The organism is Paenibacillus sp. RRE4 (assembly GCF_031844205.1).
Classification (GTDB): Bacteria; Bacillota; Bacilli; order Paenibacillales; family Paenibacillaceae; genus Paenibacillus; species Paenibacillus xylanexedens_B.
In genome coordinates, this window is record NZ_JAUZUT010000001.1 from 460,737 (window position 1) to 477,396 (window position 16,660).

The following is a 16,660-nucleotide window of genomic DNA, read 5'->3' on the forward strand; positions in this document are numbered from 1 at the left end:
GAGCCATCAAGCGAGAGTGGTACCGCGGAGGGGAGAATAACCCGCCGTCTCTTTGATGAGATGGCGGGTTATTTGTTTGTGCTGCCGGCAGCAGGGTGGGCGAAAGGGAACAACCATATGGATGCAGGTCTGATCAGGAAATCTGGAACAACAGTTGTTCAGGGTGTAAGTCGACGTACACTTTGAACCATCACACATCACATTGAACATAACTTTTTGACAAACCAAACATAACCGAACCGATATCCCAAAATTAATGGAGGTTAATGAATATGACAACCAATCCGAACAAACGCATGATTGATATTTTTGATACAACGCTGCGAGATGGAGAGCAAGCACCCGGAGCCAGTCTGCATCCTGAGCAAAAAATAGAGCTGGCTCACCAGCTGGCGGCGCTTGGCATTGACGTCATTGAGCCTGGATTTCCCATCTCCAGTCCAGGGGAGTTTGAGGCGGTTCAGGCGATCTCAAGACAATTGCAGCAGGTGGAAATCTGCGGATTTGCGCGTGCGGTCAAAGGCGATATCGATGCTGCGGTGAAGGCTACAGCAGATGCGGCCCGGCGACGAATCCACTTGTTTATTTCCTCGTCTGACATTCATATTGAGCATCAGCTACGCCGTCCACGCAGTGAAGTGGTGGCAACGGCTCGGGAGATGGTCTCCTATGCGCGCCAGTTTACGGATACCGTGGAGTTCACAGCGATGGACGCTGCGCGTACCAAGATGGATGATCTGATTGAAATGATTGAAGTGGCGATTGAGGCAGGGGCAAGTATCATTAATCTGCCGGATACCGTTGGTTATGCGTTGCCGCATGAGTATGGGGAGATGTTCCGACGCGTACGTGAAGGGGCAAGGGGCGGCGATAAAGTTCGCTATAGTGCCCACTGCCATAACGATCTGGGACTTGCCGTGGCAAACAGTCTGGCTGCCATTGCGAATGGTGCTTCCCAGATTGAAGTGACGATTAACGGGATTGGGGAACGGACAGGGAATTGTGCGTTAGAGGAACTGATTATGGCGCTGGAAACACGCGGAGACGTGATCGGAGCCACAACCAACATCAAGCTGAATCAGCTGTATGAGACATCTCGCCAGATTAGCCGGGCCATGCATTTCCCGATTGCTTACAACAAACCGGTTGTTGGGCGTAACGCATTCCAGCATGAGTCGGGCATCCATCAGGACGGTTTGCTGAAAAACCGCAATACGTATGAGATTATGGACCCGGAAGCACTGGGCATTCCACGCAGTATGATTATTTTGGGAAAACATTCCGGTCGTCACGCTCTGAAGGATCGGGTGCGCAAATACGGATTTGAACCGGATGAGCAACAAATGGAACAACTGTACGAAGTGTTCAAAGTTACCGCAGATCAGCAAAAAGTGGTAAGTGATGACCAGTTGTTGCAAATGGTAAGCCAAACGATGAATATTCCGGCACAGGACTATGAATTGGTTGAGCTGCAAGTGACGGCAGGTAGCATGACAGATCGCATGGCTGCGGTCCGTATTCGTACGAGTGCAGGGGAACAGTCCTACTCTGCCGTAGGCAAAGGTCCTGTAGATGCGACGATCCAGGCTATCGGACAGTGTATCTCAGATGACATTACGTTTGTTGATATGGAGATGCATGCCTTGAGTGGGGGAGAAGGAGCCAGCGCGGAAGCCGTGATCACGGTAGAACGTGCCGGACGAGAGTTCAGGGGGACCGCAACACATCATGATATTGTCATGGCTGCAGGTTTGGCTTACGTTGCAGCATGTAATGCAGCTGGACTTAAAGCGGAAACTGTTGCGGATAGTGAAGAGGTGTCTGTACATTAAGGTGCCTTAGAGATATGAATATGATTTAGCAAAATAGAGCTAAAGAGGATTCCTTCCCGCCATGGTTTGGGCGGAACGGAACCCTTTTTCTGTTTTTAATGATATGAGCAGAGTAGGAACACGCTCGCTTGCCGATTGAAATATGGAGGAATGCATAGATGAAGGGCCATTTAGTGATAACCGGATTTGTCAAGGTGTGACTATAGTTATCCACATATCCAGTATAATTTGTGGGTAACTAAGGTGAAGTCCTGCAACGAGTGTTTTCGAAACATGCGGTTCGCAGGGGATAGAATGCATCTGAGTTACCAACAATATTGTGGATAATGTGGATAAAACGGTGGATAAAAATGGTTTTTACATCAAAAGCTTATTCTACCAACGTTTGATTACATGAAAAGGGTTGTGAAATGTTGCTCATTGTTGTGGATAAGAAAAAGGGGTGCCTTCCAAAATTTATTTTACGTAATCCATAGGCATTTGACAAATGTGAAAATATGATTTTTGATCTCTACTTAGCTGGGAGAATTGAAATTATGTTGTATCAGCTACTCCCACGTCTCCTATATAGCTGGCTTCCTTTAAACCGCAAGAGGCTCCGCGTTACCTTCGTAACACGGAGCCTCTTGTACATTTTCAGCTGTTTGTCGTACACATCACTACACGGACACATTCGACCTCATGCCTTATCGTGGGCTATAAATCATTTTATTAAAATTGAGATGTAGAATCACAGACGCCAGTGTCATTACTGGAATCATAGACAGAATCATCACGCGGAATCACAGCTTAGCCCATCGCTAGGTTTTCCCACTCTTCATAAGCTTTTGCAAGCTGACTTTTGTGCTCCTCCGATGACTGCTGTAGTTCCTGTAATTTCATATAATCCTGATACACTTCTGGCAAAGCCATCTGTTCTTCGAGCGAAGTGATTTCGGACTCCAATTCGGCAATCTGTTGCTCCAGAGCTTCCTGTCTGCGCTGTCTGTTTCGTTCTTCGCGTTTGGCTTGTTTATCTGCCTCAAAGGAAGCGGCACCGGATTTTTCAGTTGTTGCTGAATTGGCACTTGCTGCTGCGGAAGAAGCGGATTTGGAAGAGGTTTGTTGAGCCTCGGCGGCCTCACGTGCAATGTCCTCCAATTCCTGCTTTTTCTCCACGTAATCGTCATAGTTGCCGAGGTATTGCTCGGTGCCGCCCGGATGAAGCTCAACGATCCGTTCTGCCATTTTGTTCAGGAAGTACCGGTCATGGGAGATAAAGAGTAGCGTTCCTTCGTAATCCATTAAGGCGGCTTCCAGCACTTCTTTGGCAAAGAGGTCGAGATGGTTCGTCGGCTCATCGAGAATAAGCACATTGGCTTCCTTCAGCATGAGCTTGGACAGGGACACGCGAGCCTTCTCCCCACCGCTGAGCGAGGATATTTTTTTGAGCACATCATCACCGCTGAACAAAAAGTTACCCAGTACGGTCCGAATGCGCGCTTCTTCCATGCCCGGATAAGCACTCCACAGTTCTTCGAGCACCGTGTTAGACGGATTCAACCCAGTCTGCTCCTGGTCATAATAACCGATCTGTACTTTGGTGCCCCACTGAATATCACCCTGCGCAGGACGAAGACTTCCGGTCAGACATTTCAGCATCGTTGATTTTCCGATCCCATTAGGCCCGATCAGGGCCACGGTTTCACCACGTCGTAAGTCGAAGGACACATTGCGGAACAGAGGTGACCCCTCATCGTATGCTACGGATAACTGATCAACACGCAGGACTTCCTTGCCAGACATCACAGCGGTCTCGAATGAAAAATGGGCTTTTTTGAGATCGCCAAGTGGTTTGTCCAGACGATCCATCTTCTCCAGTGCTTTGCGACGACTCTGTGCACGCTTCGTCGTTGAAGCGCGTACGATGTTCTTTTGCACAAAGTCCTCCATCTTGGAGATTTCATCCTGTTGTTTCTCGTATTGTTTCATGTGAATCTCATACTCGGCTGCCTTCAGCTCCATATAGCGGCTGTAATTGCCCGTATATTTCTTGGAGCGATGACGTTCGATTTCAACGATGGTCGTTACGAGTCTGTCTAGGAAGTACCGGTCATGGGATACAACTAACAGTGCCCCGGAGTATCCTCTCAAATAATCTTCCAGCCATGTCAGGGTTGCGATGTCCAGATAGTTGGTAGGCTCGTCCAGCATAAGCAGATCGGGAGCTTGCAACAGAATGCGAGCTAGTGCGAGTCTGGTCTTCTGACCGCCGCTGAGTGTGCCGATTGGGGTATCTGGGGAGAACTCGCCAAAACCCATACCATGCAGTACGCTGCGAATACGTGTTTCCATCTCGTAACCGCCATGATCCTTAAACCAGTCCGAGCGTCTTGCATAACGTTCCAGCAGATCGGCATATTGCTTTTCATCCTCCATGAATGCAGGGTCGGCGATATCATGCTCCATCTGTCTCAGTTCTGCTTCAGTCTGGGTCAGATGAGCGAAGACATGCATCATTTCTTCCCAGATGCTTCGATTGGACTGCAGACCGCTGTTCTGCGCAAGGTAACCAAGCGTTGTTTCTTTGGATTTGAAAATTTGTCCCCCGTCATAGGACATTTCTCCAGCGATGATTTTGAGTAAAGTGGATTTTCCTGCACCGTTAACGCCAACCAGGCCGATGCGCTCACGTTCTAATATTTGTAAGTTCACGCCGTCCAGGATTGGATCGACACCAAAACGTTTAATAATTCCGGATACTTGCAACAACATAGAATTAAGTTCCTCCATAGGTCGAGTTCTGAATTAGACACTTACTTCTCAGTTTACATGAAAAACAGAGCAAATGCACCGATTGGGAACGGCTCCGGCTTGTAGTCTTTTTGGTCAATCAGTGATAAACTGAAAGAAGGCATGTTATACCATGACGATTTTGCAGAAAATGAATCATTTGAACCTGATCATCCAGATGACATCTTGTCTTAACATAGAAGTGCAATGGCTTGAATTTATTTTTTACCTTCCACATCAACAGGAGGTTCGTCAGCATTATGCAGGATCATGCGGAACAGAAGAAGCAGCTTCGCTCCCGGCTTAGACAGCTACGCGATCGTTTGGACGAGCAGATGCGTCAGCAAGCCAGCATGCGAATGAATGACGGACTGAAGCGTGAACTGGATCGCCTGCGGCTAAGCAAGAACAGGCAAAAGCGTGAGGCGCTGGTTATTTTCAGCTACCTGTCTTATGGCAGCGAGGCTTCCACCGATTTTCTTTTTGAAGAGGGGTGGAAGCAAGGGGATGTGTTGCTAGCGCCCAAAGTGCTCGCTGATCCGCCACGAATGGAACTGCGGCGAGTGACGAGCCAGGAGGATATTGAACCAGGCGTTTGGGGCATACCTGAACCTAAGGCGTCTTGTGAAGTGTTGCAACCCGAAGATTGGCCGGCTTTGGATCTGGTGCTGGTACCCGGACTGGGTTACGACCTGCAAGGAGGACGTATCGGATACGGTGGTGGTTATTACGACCGGTTTGCAGCGAGTCTTGAGAACCAGTGTGCTAAGCAAGGTAAAAGACCTCTCATGGCTGCTTTGGTATTACCTGGCCAGTTGGAGCCGGACATTCCGATGGACCCGCTAGATCTGCGGCTGGATCTGTTGATAACACCCGAAGGTATATTACATATCGAATAAAGGGTTGTGATGTGATTGAACTCAGAAGTAAACCAAGGTCAAGCTTCCAGTGGGAAGCTGACTCATTTTAATGAACAGGGACGAGCCCGGATGGTGGATATTTCGGGTAAGGATGTAACGGTTCGTACCGCTGTTGCTGTAACGAAAGTCACGATGAACCCGGAGACACTGGAAGCCATTCGCCAAGGCCGTATTGGAAAAGGCGATGTGCTCGCGGTTGCTCAGATTGCCGGTATCCAAGGGGCGAAAAAAACGTCGGATTGGATTCCGATGTGTCATCCGCTTGCACTGAATGGTGTGGATATTCGTTTTCATGATAACGGCGTGGACGAACTCCATATCGAAGCAACCGTCAAGACAGAAGGCAAAACAGGCGTTGAGATGGAGGCACTGACGGCGGCCTCGGCTGCGGCACTTACGGTCTATGACATGTGCAAGGCGATGCAAAAAGACATGATCATCGGCCCGACTATGTTGCAGTCCAAGAGCGGCGGTAAAAACGGTGATTTCAACCGATAAGGGATATTTATTTTCATAGAGGAGAAGGGTGATCTTTATGGTGTGGAGAACAGCAATCCTGACAGCCAGTGACAAAGGGGCCCGTGGAGAACGTGAGGATACAAGTGCGCAAGTGATACGGGAACTTGTAGAGGAAGAACTGGGTGGACAGATCGTGGAGTATCGGATTGTTCCGGATGAGCCTGATGAGATTATTGCGGCATTAATCGAGATGACCGATTATTTTCACGCCGATCTCGTACTAACAACGGGTGGAACGGAGCTGGCCATTCGGGATATTACGCCTGAAGCGACCAGACGAGTGATTGAACGTGAAGTTCCCGGCATGGCTGAAGCGATGAGATATAGTGTGATGAGCAAAAATCGCTCTGCGATGTTGTTCCGCGGGGTATGCGGGATTCGCGGACGCACGCTGATTGTGAATCTGCCGGGTACGCCGAAGGGTGTGCATGAACATCTGGCAGCTATTATGGACCAGCTTCCGGAAGCGCTCCTTATGGTAACAGGCCAATTCAAGCAATAAGGAAAATAAAGCACAGTTATAACATTTTGCGGGTTATGTAAGTGGTTACATCTGTGGTATGATGGGCATAAATCCAAATGCAGTTCAGACATCTGATGAATCGGGCTTCGGATATGCGCATGTTGAACGCTTGAAACAAGGAGGAAGATCTATGTTAAGTCAAATTGGACCAACAGGATTTATTTTGCTGGCCGTGATTGCATTGCTGTTGTTTGGGCCTAACAAGTTGCCGGAATTGGGACGGGCTGTCGGGCGTACGTTCCGCGAGTTCAAGGAAGGCGCACGTGATATTATTTCGGACGATGATGCTTCCAGCCGGAAAGAGCAGGAAAAAGCGAAACCGGTAGCAGCTGATACAACGGCCGCTGAGAAACCTGTGGATAAACGCCTGCCGGAATAAGTTTCATGGCTAAGAGAGAGACCCCTTCCTGCCGGAAGGGTTTTGTATTTTAAAGCTGAAATTCCAGGGGAGGCAGGCATGACGCGGCAAAATGAAGAAATGACGCTTACCGAACATCTGAGTGAGCTGCGCAAGCGGCTGATCTATGTATTGAGCATTTTTATTTTGGGGCTGATTGCAGGTTTTTTCGTGGCAGACCCGGTCTATCAGTATTTGACGAAGGCAGAGACGGCCAAGGGCTTCGTACTGCATGCGTTCTCGTTCTGGGACGGTATCGGGATTTATATGAAGATTGCCGGGCTCTTTTCCATTATTATCACGTTGCCTTTTACGGTATATCAGATTTGGAAGTTTGTTAGTCCTGGTCTGCGGCCACAAGAACGTAAGGCATCTCTGAAGTATGTCCCTTATGTATTTCTACTGTTTCTGGTGGGTGTCGCTTTTTCGTATTATGTTGTTTTTCCAATGGCACTTGCGTTCACAACAACGATTACGGAGAAAATGGGGCTTGTCGAGACGTACGGTATGAAACAATACTTCAGTTTCCTGTTTGGCATTGTATTGCCAGTGTCACTGCTGTTTGAGTTGCCACTGCTGATTATGTTCCTGACAGGGCTACGTATTCTGAATCCGATTCGTCTGCGTAAAATGCGCAAAATTTCTTATTTCGTGCTGATTTTTATTGCAGTGGTCATTACGCCGCCAGACTTCATATCTGATCTGCTTGTCATGATTCCGTTGTTGCTCTTGTATGAGATCAGTGTGTTTCTATCCGCCATTGTGTATCGCAAGCAACTTGCAGCCGATCAGGAGATTGAAGCGCGTTATGTGCGATCCGAGGACAATCAGCATGCAGGATAGAGTAGTGAAAATTTTATGTATTTAGAGTGAGCATGTAACAACCTGCATCAAAAAAATGAAGTGTGAGTGGAGGACGAATCTACTCGCTAGAAGACCCGGAGAAGACGATTTGTCCTGTTCCGGGTCTTCTGTTTCTATTGGAAGATGAGAAGATGTCTGGACATGCAGGCATATTATGCGGGGCGATGGATACAATGGAAAAGGGGATACGGGGTGAAGTTTGCATCCAGGGCAACGAATCTCGTAAAATAGAAGGCATGAATGTAACATCCATCCAGCTGTATCAGGCGTGATCTGGCTTTTGGATATAAGCGGTCAAGCTGTGTGGATGTAAATTCAACGTAAATTCTCGCAAGAATTCATCAAAAAGACTTGAAATCATGCTTCAAGTTGAGTATCATAAAGTTGGTTGTTAGCACTGAACACTGTCGAGTGCTAATACATATGGCTGCAACCTACAAATGCAAGGCTATATAATTTTAAAAGGAGGCTATTTTTCATGATCAGACCTTTAGGTGAACGCGTATTGGTAGAACCACTGGAGCAAGAACAAACGACTTCTTTCGGGATCGTACTTCCGGACTCCGCCAAAGAAAAACCGCAAGAGGGTAAAATCATTGCAGTTGGTGCGGGTGCATTGAAAGACGGCGTACGTGTAGCTCTGGAAGTGAAAGAAGGAGACCGCGTTATTTTCTCCAAATATGCCGGTACAGAAATCAAATTCGAAGGTAAAGAATATTTGATTATGAAAGAGAGCGACATTCACGCGATTCTCGACTAATTTCAAATTTTAATCGGTTAACCGAACCATATAGCAGTATCATTTTACACAATATACTAGGGAGGTTTTCTTAAATGGCTAAAGACATTAAATTCAGTGAAGACGCTCGTCGCTCCATGCTTCGTGGTGTGGATGCATTGGCTAACGCAGTGAAAGTAACGCTCGGACCAAAAGGCCGTAACGTGGTTCTGGAGAAAAAATTCGGAAGCCCGCTCATCACGAATGACGGTGTAACGATCGCTAAAGAAATTGAACTGGAAGATGCATTCGAGAACATGGGTGCTCAACTGGTTAAAGAAGTTGCAACGAAAACAAACGATGTTGCCGGTGACGGTACAACTACTGCAACAGTACTTGCTCAAGCCCTGATTACAGAAGGTTTGAAAAACGTAACTGCAGGCGCTAGCCCAATCGGTATCCGTAAAGGGATCGACAAAGCGGTTAAAGCTGCGGTTGCTGAACTGCAATCCATCTCTAAACCGGTTGAGACTAAACAATCCATCGCACAAGTAGCGGCTATCTCTGCAGCTGACGAAGAAGTAGGCGAACTGATCGCTGAAGCTATGGAAAAAGTGGGTAAAGACGGCGTAATCACTGTTGAGGAATCCCGCGGATTCGCAACTGAGCTTGAAGTGGTTGAAGGTATGCAATTCGACCGCGGATACATCTCTCCATACATGATCACGGATACGGACAAAATGGAAGCTGTTCTGGATAACCCGTACATCTTGATCACAGACAAAAAAATCTCCAGCACGCAAGACATCCTGCCATTGCTTGAGAAAATCGTTCAACAAGGCAAACCGCTCGTATTGATCGCTGAAGATATCGAAGGCGAAGCACTGGCGATGCTGGTTGTGAACAAACTGCGTGGTACATTCAATGCTGTAGCGGTTAAAGCTCCAGGATTCGGTGACCGTCGTAAAGCAATGTTGCAAGATATCGCTGCGCTGACTGGTGGCCAAGTAATTACGGAAGAACTGGGTCTGGACCTGAAATCCGCAGTTGTGGAACAATTGGGTACAGCTCGTCAAATCCGTGTTACGAAAGAAAACACAATCATCGTTGACGGTGCTGGTAACAAATCCGATATCGATGCTCGTGTTAGCCAAATCCGTACACAATTGGAAGAAACCACTTCCGAGTTCGACAAAGAGAAACTGCAAGAGCGTCTGGCTAAACTGTCCGGCGGTGTAGCAGTAATCAAAGTCGGTGCGGCAACTGAAACGGAATTGAAAGAACGCAAACTGCGTATCGAAGATGCCCTGAACGCAACTCGCGCTGCGGTTGAAGAAGGTATCGTATCCGGTGGTGGTACTGCGCTTCTGAACGTATATCATGCTGTTGCTGGTGTAGCATTATCCGGCGACGAGCAAACAGGTGTGAACATCGTACTGAAAGCTCTGGAAGCGCCAATCCGCACAATCGCGGCTAACGCTGGTGAAGAAGGTTCCGTAATCGTGGAACGTCTGAAAAAAGAGCAAGTTGGTGTAGGTTTCAACGCTGCAACTGGCGAGTGGGTTAACATGATTGAAGCGGGTATCGTTGACCCTGCGAAAGTAACACGTTATGCACTGCAAAACGCGGCTTCCGTAGCTGCCATGTTCCTGACAACTGAAGCGGTTATCGCTGACAAGCCAGAACCTGCAGGCGCTGCTGGCGCTCCTGACATGGGCGGCATGGGTGGTATGGGCGGCATGATGTAATAAAGGTGTAAAAACCTTTGTTATGCCGATAGAGGAAAGGCTCCCGAAAGGGAGCCTTTTTCTTTTTAACGCAACCGTAAATCGTTTTAAGCGTATGTATGAGAATACATAGAGTATGATAGAGTAAAAATAATTACAACCGGGTAAGGAGGGATAGCGATGAGAAAAAGTACAAAATGGGTGCTGTGGATTCTGGGTTTCATATTGGCAGGGATCTTTGTCAACTTCTATATGAATCAATTTAGTTTTGCTTATGCGTTGATTGCTGTGCTGCTCATGTTCTTTACTGGTTGGGGGTTCTTGGCAAAGCTGAAAAATGACGTTCATCAGCACGAAGAATATCACAAAAGAGTGCACGAGTCAGCGGAAGAGGATATAGATCGTTACACGAGATAATCTGCAGAGTGTTTCAATAGTTCTATCACCGTTTCCAATATGGGTTAAATACCAATTAGGAGGGGATAGAATGACAGTGAAACGAATGAAATTACCGCTGGTGTTAGGTATCGTATTGATGTTCTCTATGCTGACCGCCTGTGGTGCGGATGATATCAAACATGAGAAAAGTGCGCATTGGGATGTATCCTTGCAACGTTCAACAGGTTCATACGGGATTGTTTACATAGGAGATGAGAGTACGGTCAAAGATTTCGTCTACAATGTCATAGGACCAAATTTTGAGCGGTGGGGACGATCACTCGCCAAACAACCGACACCGGTTACTGAGTCCGGTGTATTAAATCCGGTGGATAACAAAGAGCCAATTACGTTTAACATTAGCTGGAATGACAAAAGCGAGAGTATAACGTTTGATTAGTCAACAATCTCCATCATAAAAATCCCTGTCAGCATCATGCCAACAGGGATTTTATGTTTGTTACGAGGATGGAACCTAAGAAATTAAACTGAATGGAGGGGAAGCTCTATACAGGCTTTACCGTAAACGTGAAGTGATACGGACGGTTCGCTTGCAGCGTGTACTCTGGATGTGTACGTGCACTCCAGCTGTCGTCACCGCCAACACCCATCTGCACGTAATTGATGCGAGCGATGGTATGTGAACTTACTGGCAGCTTATAGACGTGGTCGTTTGCTTCCAGTTCTTCAGGCGACCATGGCAGTGCATTGATTTCAAACGGTGCGTTAGCTTCAAAATGCAATCCGATGCTACTCTTTCCGTTATCTCCGCCTACAGTCGATGTAATCTCAGCATAACGTACATCCGTTTTGTTACCACATTCCTGTGGTTTCAGGTAAGGCACGAACTGATCACGAACGGCTCCGGTGTAATAGCCGAGGCGTGCACTGGTCAGACGATCGATATAGTTGTCATGCGGCCCTCTACCATACCATGAGATCGTATCCAGACTGTTTTTTAATTCAAACAGCATACCGAACTCAGGAAGTTCAGGCAGACCTGTACCGGAGACGAGGGTTTGACTGATTTCAAGCTCGCTATTCGGTTTGATGTGATAGGTGATGGACAGCGTACTTCCCGGGCTAACATCCCACGTATAATCGGTTGTCACATGACAGCCCTGCGCATCCGTATGATGTTCAAAACGAATCAGCTTGTTCGTCGCATGAGCATCACGCCAGAAAGCGGCACGTTCATTCAGTTTGTTACCCAGATCGTTATCGGTCATCGCACGCCAGAAGTTCGCACGAGCGGGTGCCAGTAATTGCTCCTGAGAGTTAATCTGATAGGAAGTAAGTGCGCCAGTAACCGAACTGAAGCTTACGGAGACTTCACCCGCATTCACTTTCAATCCGCCATCTTGCAGTTCCTCCACTTGAAGCGCGTCACTTGCTCCCGCAACAGGTTGCTGAATTGCACGCAGACGAGGAGATACGACGAATTGCTCCCAACCAATCTCATGTCCTGCTTCTGCCCACTTTGTAGCTTTCTTGGTTTCCAGAGAGACAGTAAGAACAGCCTCCGTGTAGAGGTCGGAAGATGGTGTGTAAGGGATATGGACTTCAATGGATTCGCCAGGCTGCGCAGCAATGTCCAGATGCCCTTTTTCCACAGATACTCCGTTATGAGACAACGTCCAGGCGAGTGCATATTCGTTCAGGTCTGTGAACAGGAAATGATTCGTGATGCGAACCAGTCCGGTTTGCAGATTGAGTGCCTGCATGCGAACGTTCTGATAACATTTTTTCACTTCTTCCAGCTTCGGCGTAACCGTTTTATCTGCCAAAATCAGTCCGTTACCGCAGAAGTTGCCGTCATGCGGAGACTCGCCGAAATCTCCGCCGTAAGCGAGATATTCTACACCGTCTGCTGTCTTGGTACGAATGGATTGATCCACCCAATCCCAGATAAATGCCCCTTGTAAAATCTCATATTTATCAAACATTTCCCAGTACAGGTGCAGACCGCCACAGGAGTTGCCCATCGCATGGCTGTATTCACAGATGATATAAGGTTTTTTGTCCCCTTTCATCCGTGCATACTGTTCGATATCGTTCGGGCTGATATACATCGTGGATTCAATATCACTTGCCGAATCGGTAGGGCGGTAGTGATAAGTTCCTTCATAATGAACGAGCCTTGTTGGGTCAGCTTGTTTCAGATAGTCGTACATGGCGATAAAGTTATCGCCGCCAAACGATTCATTACCAAGCGACCAGATGATGATGGACGCATGGTTTTTGTCCCGCTGGAACATGGAGTTACAGCGATCGATGACGTTGTCGCGCCACTCCGGCTTGCTTGCCGGGATGTTATTGTCGTTCATTTCTTTTTGCCCATAGTACCAAGTACCATGTGTCTCCAGATTCGTCTCGTCAATCACATACAGTCCGTATTCGTCACACAGCTCATACCAGAGCGTCTGGTTTGGATAGTGCGATGTACGTACGGCATTAACGTTATAGGCCTTCATCAGCTCGATATCACGAATCATATCCTCACGGCCTATAGCACGTCCTGAATCTGGCGAGAATTCATGGCGATTGACACCCTTGAACACGATGCGTTTGCCGTTAATCTTCATCAAGCCATCCTTGATCTCAAATCTGCGGAAGCCGACGCGGGTACGAACAGCCTCGACCGTTTCGCCTGACTTATTCTGGATGGACAGCACCAGTGTGTACAGGTTAGGTGTTTCGGCACTCCACAAGAGCGGGTTCACAACTGGAGTAGAGAGGTGTAACGTCACTTCTTCTTCATTGATAAAAGAAACCTCTGCCGCCAGCGGCTGATCCAGCACAAGCTTCTGCTCCGCATCATAGAGCTGCGCTTGAACCGTCAAGCCCTCCACTTGCTGTCCAGCATTATGATTGTACAGTTTCACATCCAATTGCAGTTCTGCATTCTGAAAAGCATCATCGAGTTCCGTCCGAACGAAGAAATCAGCGATCTGAACCGGTGAAGGCGAGTGCAGATATACACCGCGGAAAATACCGCTAAGACGCCAGAAATCCTGATTTTCCAGCCAGCTTGCATCACACCAGCGATAAACCTCGACGGCCAGCTTGTTCTCACCTTCCGTCAAATAGGCCGTGATATCAAACTCTGCAGGAGTGAAGGTATCCTCACTGTAACCAACAAGTTCTCCATTCACCCATACATAGAAGGCAGATTCAACACCTTCAAAGTGCAACAAGACCGGACGGTCTTTCCAGTCCGCTGGGACTGTGAACGTGCGAATATAGGAACCGACAGGGTTATAGGTTGCTGGTGCAAAGGGTGGTTTTAATTCAGGCTCGCGCTCCACCCAAGGATACGTCATGTTCGTGTAGTGAGGGTAATCATAGCCCTGCAACTGCCAGTTGGACGGGACAGCGATGTCATCCCAGTTGCTGGCGTCATAGCTGGTTTCGTAAAACGAAGTAATGCGCTGTTCTGGCGTTTCGGCAAAGCTGAACTTCCATGAACCATTTAGCGTCTGGTACCAAGGGGACGAGGTGAATTCGTTAGACAATGCCTCTTCGATTGTTGGGAACGCTACCATATTGGCGTGGGCTGGCAGACGATTCACCTGAAACGTCTCGGGATTATTGTTCCATTCCGGATATCCGTTAGCCGGAGGGGTGTGCACAAGTTTCTTTCGCATATCAGCAGCTCCTTTGATCATGTTATAATATATTCACAGTATAGAATTGATCAGGTACTTAGAAAATAAAGAATATTGCCCATATATATCACAATATGAAACTAGAACTGGAGAGCGTGGTGTACCGCATGAATACACGAATCTTTTTTGGTAAAACAGACGAAGCCGCACGTCTGCCAGTCTATATGACGACCGTTGGCTATTGGGAACATCAATTTGAAACGGAGCGCCCGGAAGGTTTTCCCGATTACCAGATTCATCAGGTCATTAAGGGACAAGGCAGGCTGATTATAGAGGATGAAGGAGAATATATCGTTGGCCCAGGAGAGGTATTTATCACCTACCCGAATATTCCGCATGAGTATAGGCCTATTACGGATCACTGGGAACTGGCGTGGGTATCCTTTCAGGGTCGGGAGGCAAGTCAGCTACTGGCCTATGCGGGAATAACTAGTTCAGGAGTATATAAGCTTAGAAAACCCGGACTGCTGAATGCTCTGGAACAAATGCTTTCAAGGCGAGAGGAAGATGCAGGAGATACGATGAATGCTACCGATGATCGGGACAGTTCCAAACACCTGTACGCCTTGCTTCTGGATCTGAAGCCTTTGCTCATTGTGTCGGACAACGATAACGACGAGATGGAACGGTTGAAACCGGTGCTACGTTATATTACAGAGCATCTGGATCAGCCCTTGTCGCTGAAGGAACTGGCCGATGTGGCTGTCGTATCCCCTCAATATTTATGCCGGTTGTTTCAGAAAGCACTCCGTGTCAGACCTGTATTCTACGTTAACCAGGAACGGATCAATCGCAGCAAACAGCTTATGTTCAGTGAACGGGAGCTCCGAATTTATGAAGTGGCCGACCGGGTAGGGTATGAAAATGCGAGTTATTTCTGTACGATATTTAAACGACATACGGGCATGAGTCCCGAAAAATTTCGGAAACTGCATGGTTTAGGCTGAAAACAAGCAAGATGCCTAACATATATGTTTATCTGTTCTTCGTTTGTTGTTCGTCTCATCTGTTTCTCGTTCATTTTTTGATCTGTTCTTCATCTGGATTTCAGTTTCTCTTAAGGTTGAGGGATTAATATCATTCTTGTAAACCCCTTCTCGTGTTAAATAGATGTGTGACTGGCCCTGTTCGGATTGTCCTCCGAGCAGGGCACTTTTTTTATGTTTAGCTGAGCGATCATACTCATGATATGATGAGAGAGAAGAATGACCATAATAATATAATGTGAACCAAGAGATATTGAGCGATATAGAGAGATAGCGATTAGACGAAGTTCTATTTTCATAAAAAGGGAAAGGCAGGGAAGTGCATGGACGCCAGTCTGCACGCATTGTATCGTCCGGTACAGATGAATGGAATGGACCCCCGTACATACTATATAGAGAATAGTCCTTCCCCTGTGCTTATACCTTATGTAGCCTGTTATTGGGAGTCAGGAACTCGGGGACATATGGAAGATGGCAAGTATGGCATAGAGGGAATGGACATGGACATTAAGGTCAATGACCTAATGCTGAAATTTCCGGCCTCTGCACGGGTACTACCAGATGGCTGTACTGACATCCTGATCGATTATAATCCAGAGCAAGCAAGGCATACGTATAGCTATTGCGGCAATTATACGCAGCCTTTTGCTTTTCCGTTATCGCCTCCAGCGCCTCCGGCGGGAGCTTATACGTTTGGGGTTCGCTTTTTTCCGGGGGGAGCTCCTTTTCTACACGCCCAGTCACTGGATTTGTTTACAGACCGTCGTGTACCCCTGGAAGACTGTTGGCCAGACCGATGGGACGAGCTACAGTTGAAGATGGAGGAAACGGTGAATTTTGCCCAGCGTGTGCAGGTGATGGAGTCTTACCTCCGCCGAGTGACCCTGCGCAACAGCCCGATTCATCATCAGGCTGATCAGGATTTGCTTCGTAATGTGCTCTACCGGATCTTCAAGGAAAGTGGTCGCTTGAGTATACAAGAACTTGCCCAGGGAGAAGCTGTCAGTGAACGTCAGTTGCATCGCAAAATGACCGAACAAGTGGGTATCAGTCCCAAGCGCTTTAGTGAAATCGTTCGTTTTCATGAGGTGTTGCATGGTATCCGTAAAGGTCGAGCTGCTGACGGAGCTGAACTGGCACAGATGTATGGATTTTATGATCAGGCGCATCTGATCAGGCAATTCCGCAAGTTTTACGGTGATACACCGCTAGTTGCTGTTCAGGAGCATCAACAGATGTTGTCCGAAAAGTACAATGATGCGGCAGTATCTTCCGTTATACTATGAATCATAGACT

15 protein-coding genes and 1 other annotated feature (1 of these 16 running past the window's edge) are annotated in these 16,660 nt (G+C 47.5%); of the genes, 13 read left to right on the plus strand and 2 right to left on the minus strand.

Annotation, left to right across the window (positions count from 1 at the left end; all coding sequences use genetic code 11):
- Positions 1-55: a binding site (T-box leader), on the plus strand (it extends 292 nt beyond the left edge of the window).
- A 217-nt stretch (positions 56-272) separates the two neighbouring features.
- Entirely contained in the window at positions 273-1,832 is a 1,560-nt protein-coding gene (locus Q9R46_RS02015) for a 2-isopropylmalate synthase (protein WP_145333288.1), read from the plus strand.
- A gap of 789 nt (positions 1,833-2,621) precedes the next feature.
- On the opposite strand, the gene Q9R46_RS02020 is transcribed toward Q9R46_RS02015, so the two are convergent.
- Entirely contained in the window at positions 2,622-4,586 is a 1,965-nt protein-coding gene (locus tag Q9R46_RS02020; RefSeq protein WP_311278766.1) for an ABC-F family ATP-binding cassette domain-containing protein, read from the minus strand.
- A gap of 278 nt (positions 4,587-4,864) precedes the next feature.
- Between Q9R46_RS02020 and Q9R46_RS02025 the strand changes: the two genes are divergently transcribed.
- The 10 genes from Q9R46_RS02025 to Q9R46_RS02070 all read left to right on the plus strand — a co-directional run bounded on the left by Q9R46_RS02025 (position 4,865) and on the right by Q9R46_RS02070 (position 11,110).
- Positions 4,865-5,503 (plus strand): 5-formyltetrahydrofolate cyclo-ligase, encoded by a 639-nt coding sequence (locus Q9R46_RS02025; RefSeq protein WP_311278767.1) that lies wholly within the window; start codon positions 4,865-4,867, stop codon positions 5,501-5,503.
- Between the two features lie 15 nt (positions 5,504-5,518).
- Positions 5,519-6,022, plus strand: a complete 504-nt coding sequence (gene moaC, locus Q9R46_RS02030; RefSeq protein WP_311278768.1) for a cyclic pyranopterin monophosphate synthase MoaC — start codon at positions 5,519-5,521, stop codon at positions 6,020-6,022.
- Positions 6,023-6,059: 37 nt separating this feature from the next.
- Complete coding sequence (locus tag Q9R46_RS02035; RefSeq protein ID WP_017690080.1) at positions 6,060-6,545, plus strand: MogA/MoaB family molybdenum cofactor biosynthesis protein; 486 nt, start codon at positions 6,060-6,062, stop codon at positions 6,543-6,545.
- A gap of 151 nt (positions 6,546-6,696) precedes the next feature.
- Complete coding sequence (gene tatA, locus Q9R46_RS02040) at positions 6,697-6,945, plus strand: twin-arginine translocase TatA/TatE family subunit (protein WP_090918211.1); 249 nt, start codon at positions 6,697-6,699, stop codon at positions 6,943-6,945.
- A 78-nt stretch (positions 6,946-7,023) separates the two neighbouring features.
- On the plus strand, positions 7,024-7,806 hold the full coding sequence (gene tatC, locus Q9R46_RS02045) for a twin-arginine translocase subunit TatC (RefSeq protein ID WP_311278769.1): 783 nt from the start codon (positions 7,024-7,026) through the stop codon (positions 7,804-7,806).
- Between the two features lie 62 nt (positions 7,807-7,868).
- Positions 7,869-8,099, plus strand: coding sequence for a hypothetical protein (locus Q9R46_RS02050; protein WP_311278770.1), 231 nt, complete (start codon positions 7,869-7,871; stop codon positions 8,097-8,099).
- Between the two features lie 206 nt (positions 8,100-8,305).
- Positions 8,306-8,587, plus strand: a complete 282-nt coding sequence (gene groES / locus Q9R46_RS02055; protein ID WP_090918205.1) for a co-chaperone GroES — start codon at positions 8,306-8,308, stop codon at positions 8,585-8,587.
- Positions 8,588-8,661: 74 nt separating this feature from the next.
- Positions 8,662-10,293 (plus strand): chaperonin GroEL, encoded by a 1,632-nt coding sequence (gene groL, locus Q9R46_RS02060; RefSeq protein ID WP_090918203.1) that lies wholly within the window; start codon positions 8,662-8,664, stop codon positions 10,291-10,293.
- A gap of 159 nt (positions 10,294-10,452) precedes the next feature.
- Complete coding sequence (locus tag Q9R46_RS02065; RefSeq protein WP_145333380.1) at positions 10,453-10,689, plus strand: hypothetical protein; 237 nt, start codon at positions 10,453-10,455, stop codon at positions 10,687-10,689.
- 70 nt (positions 10,690-10,759) lie between these two features.
- Positions 10,760-11,110, plus strand: a complete 351-nt coding sequence (locus Q9R46_RS02070) for a hypothetical protein (RefSeq protein WP_311278771.1) — start codon at positions 10,760-10,762, stop codon at positions 11,108-11,110.
- Between the two features lie 106 nt (positions 11,111-11,216).
- Here Q9R46_RS02070 and lacZ read toward each other — a convergent pair whose 3' ends face one another.
- Positions 11,217-14,357: a beta-galactosidase, LacZ type gene (gene lacZ, locus Q9R46_RS02075; protein ID WP_311278772.1), complete on the minus strand. Its 3,141-nt coding sequence runs from the start codon at positions 14,355-14,357 to the stop codon at positions 11,217-11,219.
- Between the two features lie 128 nt (positions 14,358-14,485).
- On the opposite strand from lacZ, the gene Q9R46_RS02080 reads away from it, so the two are divergent.
- Both Q9R46_RS02080 and Q9R46_RS02085 read left to right on the plus strand, forming a co-directional pair.
- Positions 14,486-15,325, plus strand: coding sequence for an AraC family ligand binding domain-containing protein (locus Q9R46_RS02080; protein WP_311278773.1), 840 nt, complete (start codon positions 14,486-14,488; stop codon positions 15,323-15,325).
- 362 nt (positions 15,326-15,687) lie between these two features.
- The gene (locus Q9R46_RS02085) at positions 15,688-16,650 is read left to right on the plus strand and encodes a helix-turn-helix domain-containing protein (protein ID WP_311278774.1); all 963 of its coding nucleotides are present in this window, start codon (positions 15,688-15,690) and stop codon (positions 16,648-16,650) included.
- The last annotated feature ends 10 nt before the right edge of the window (positions 16,651-16,660 follow it).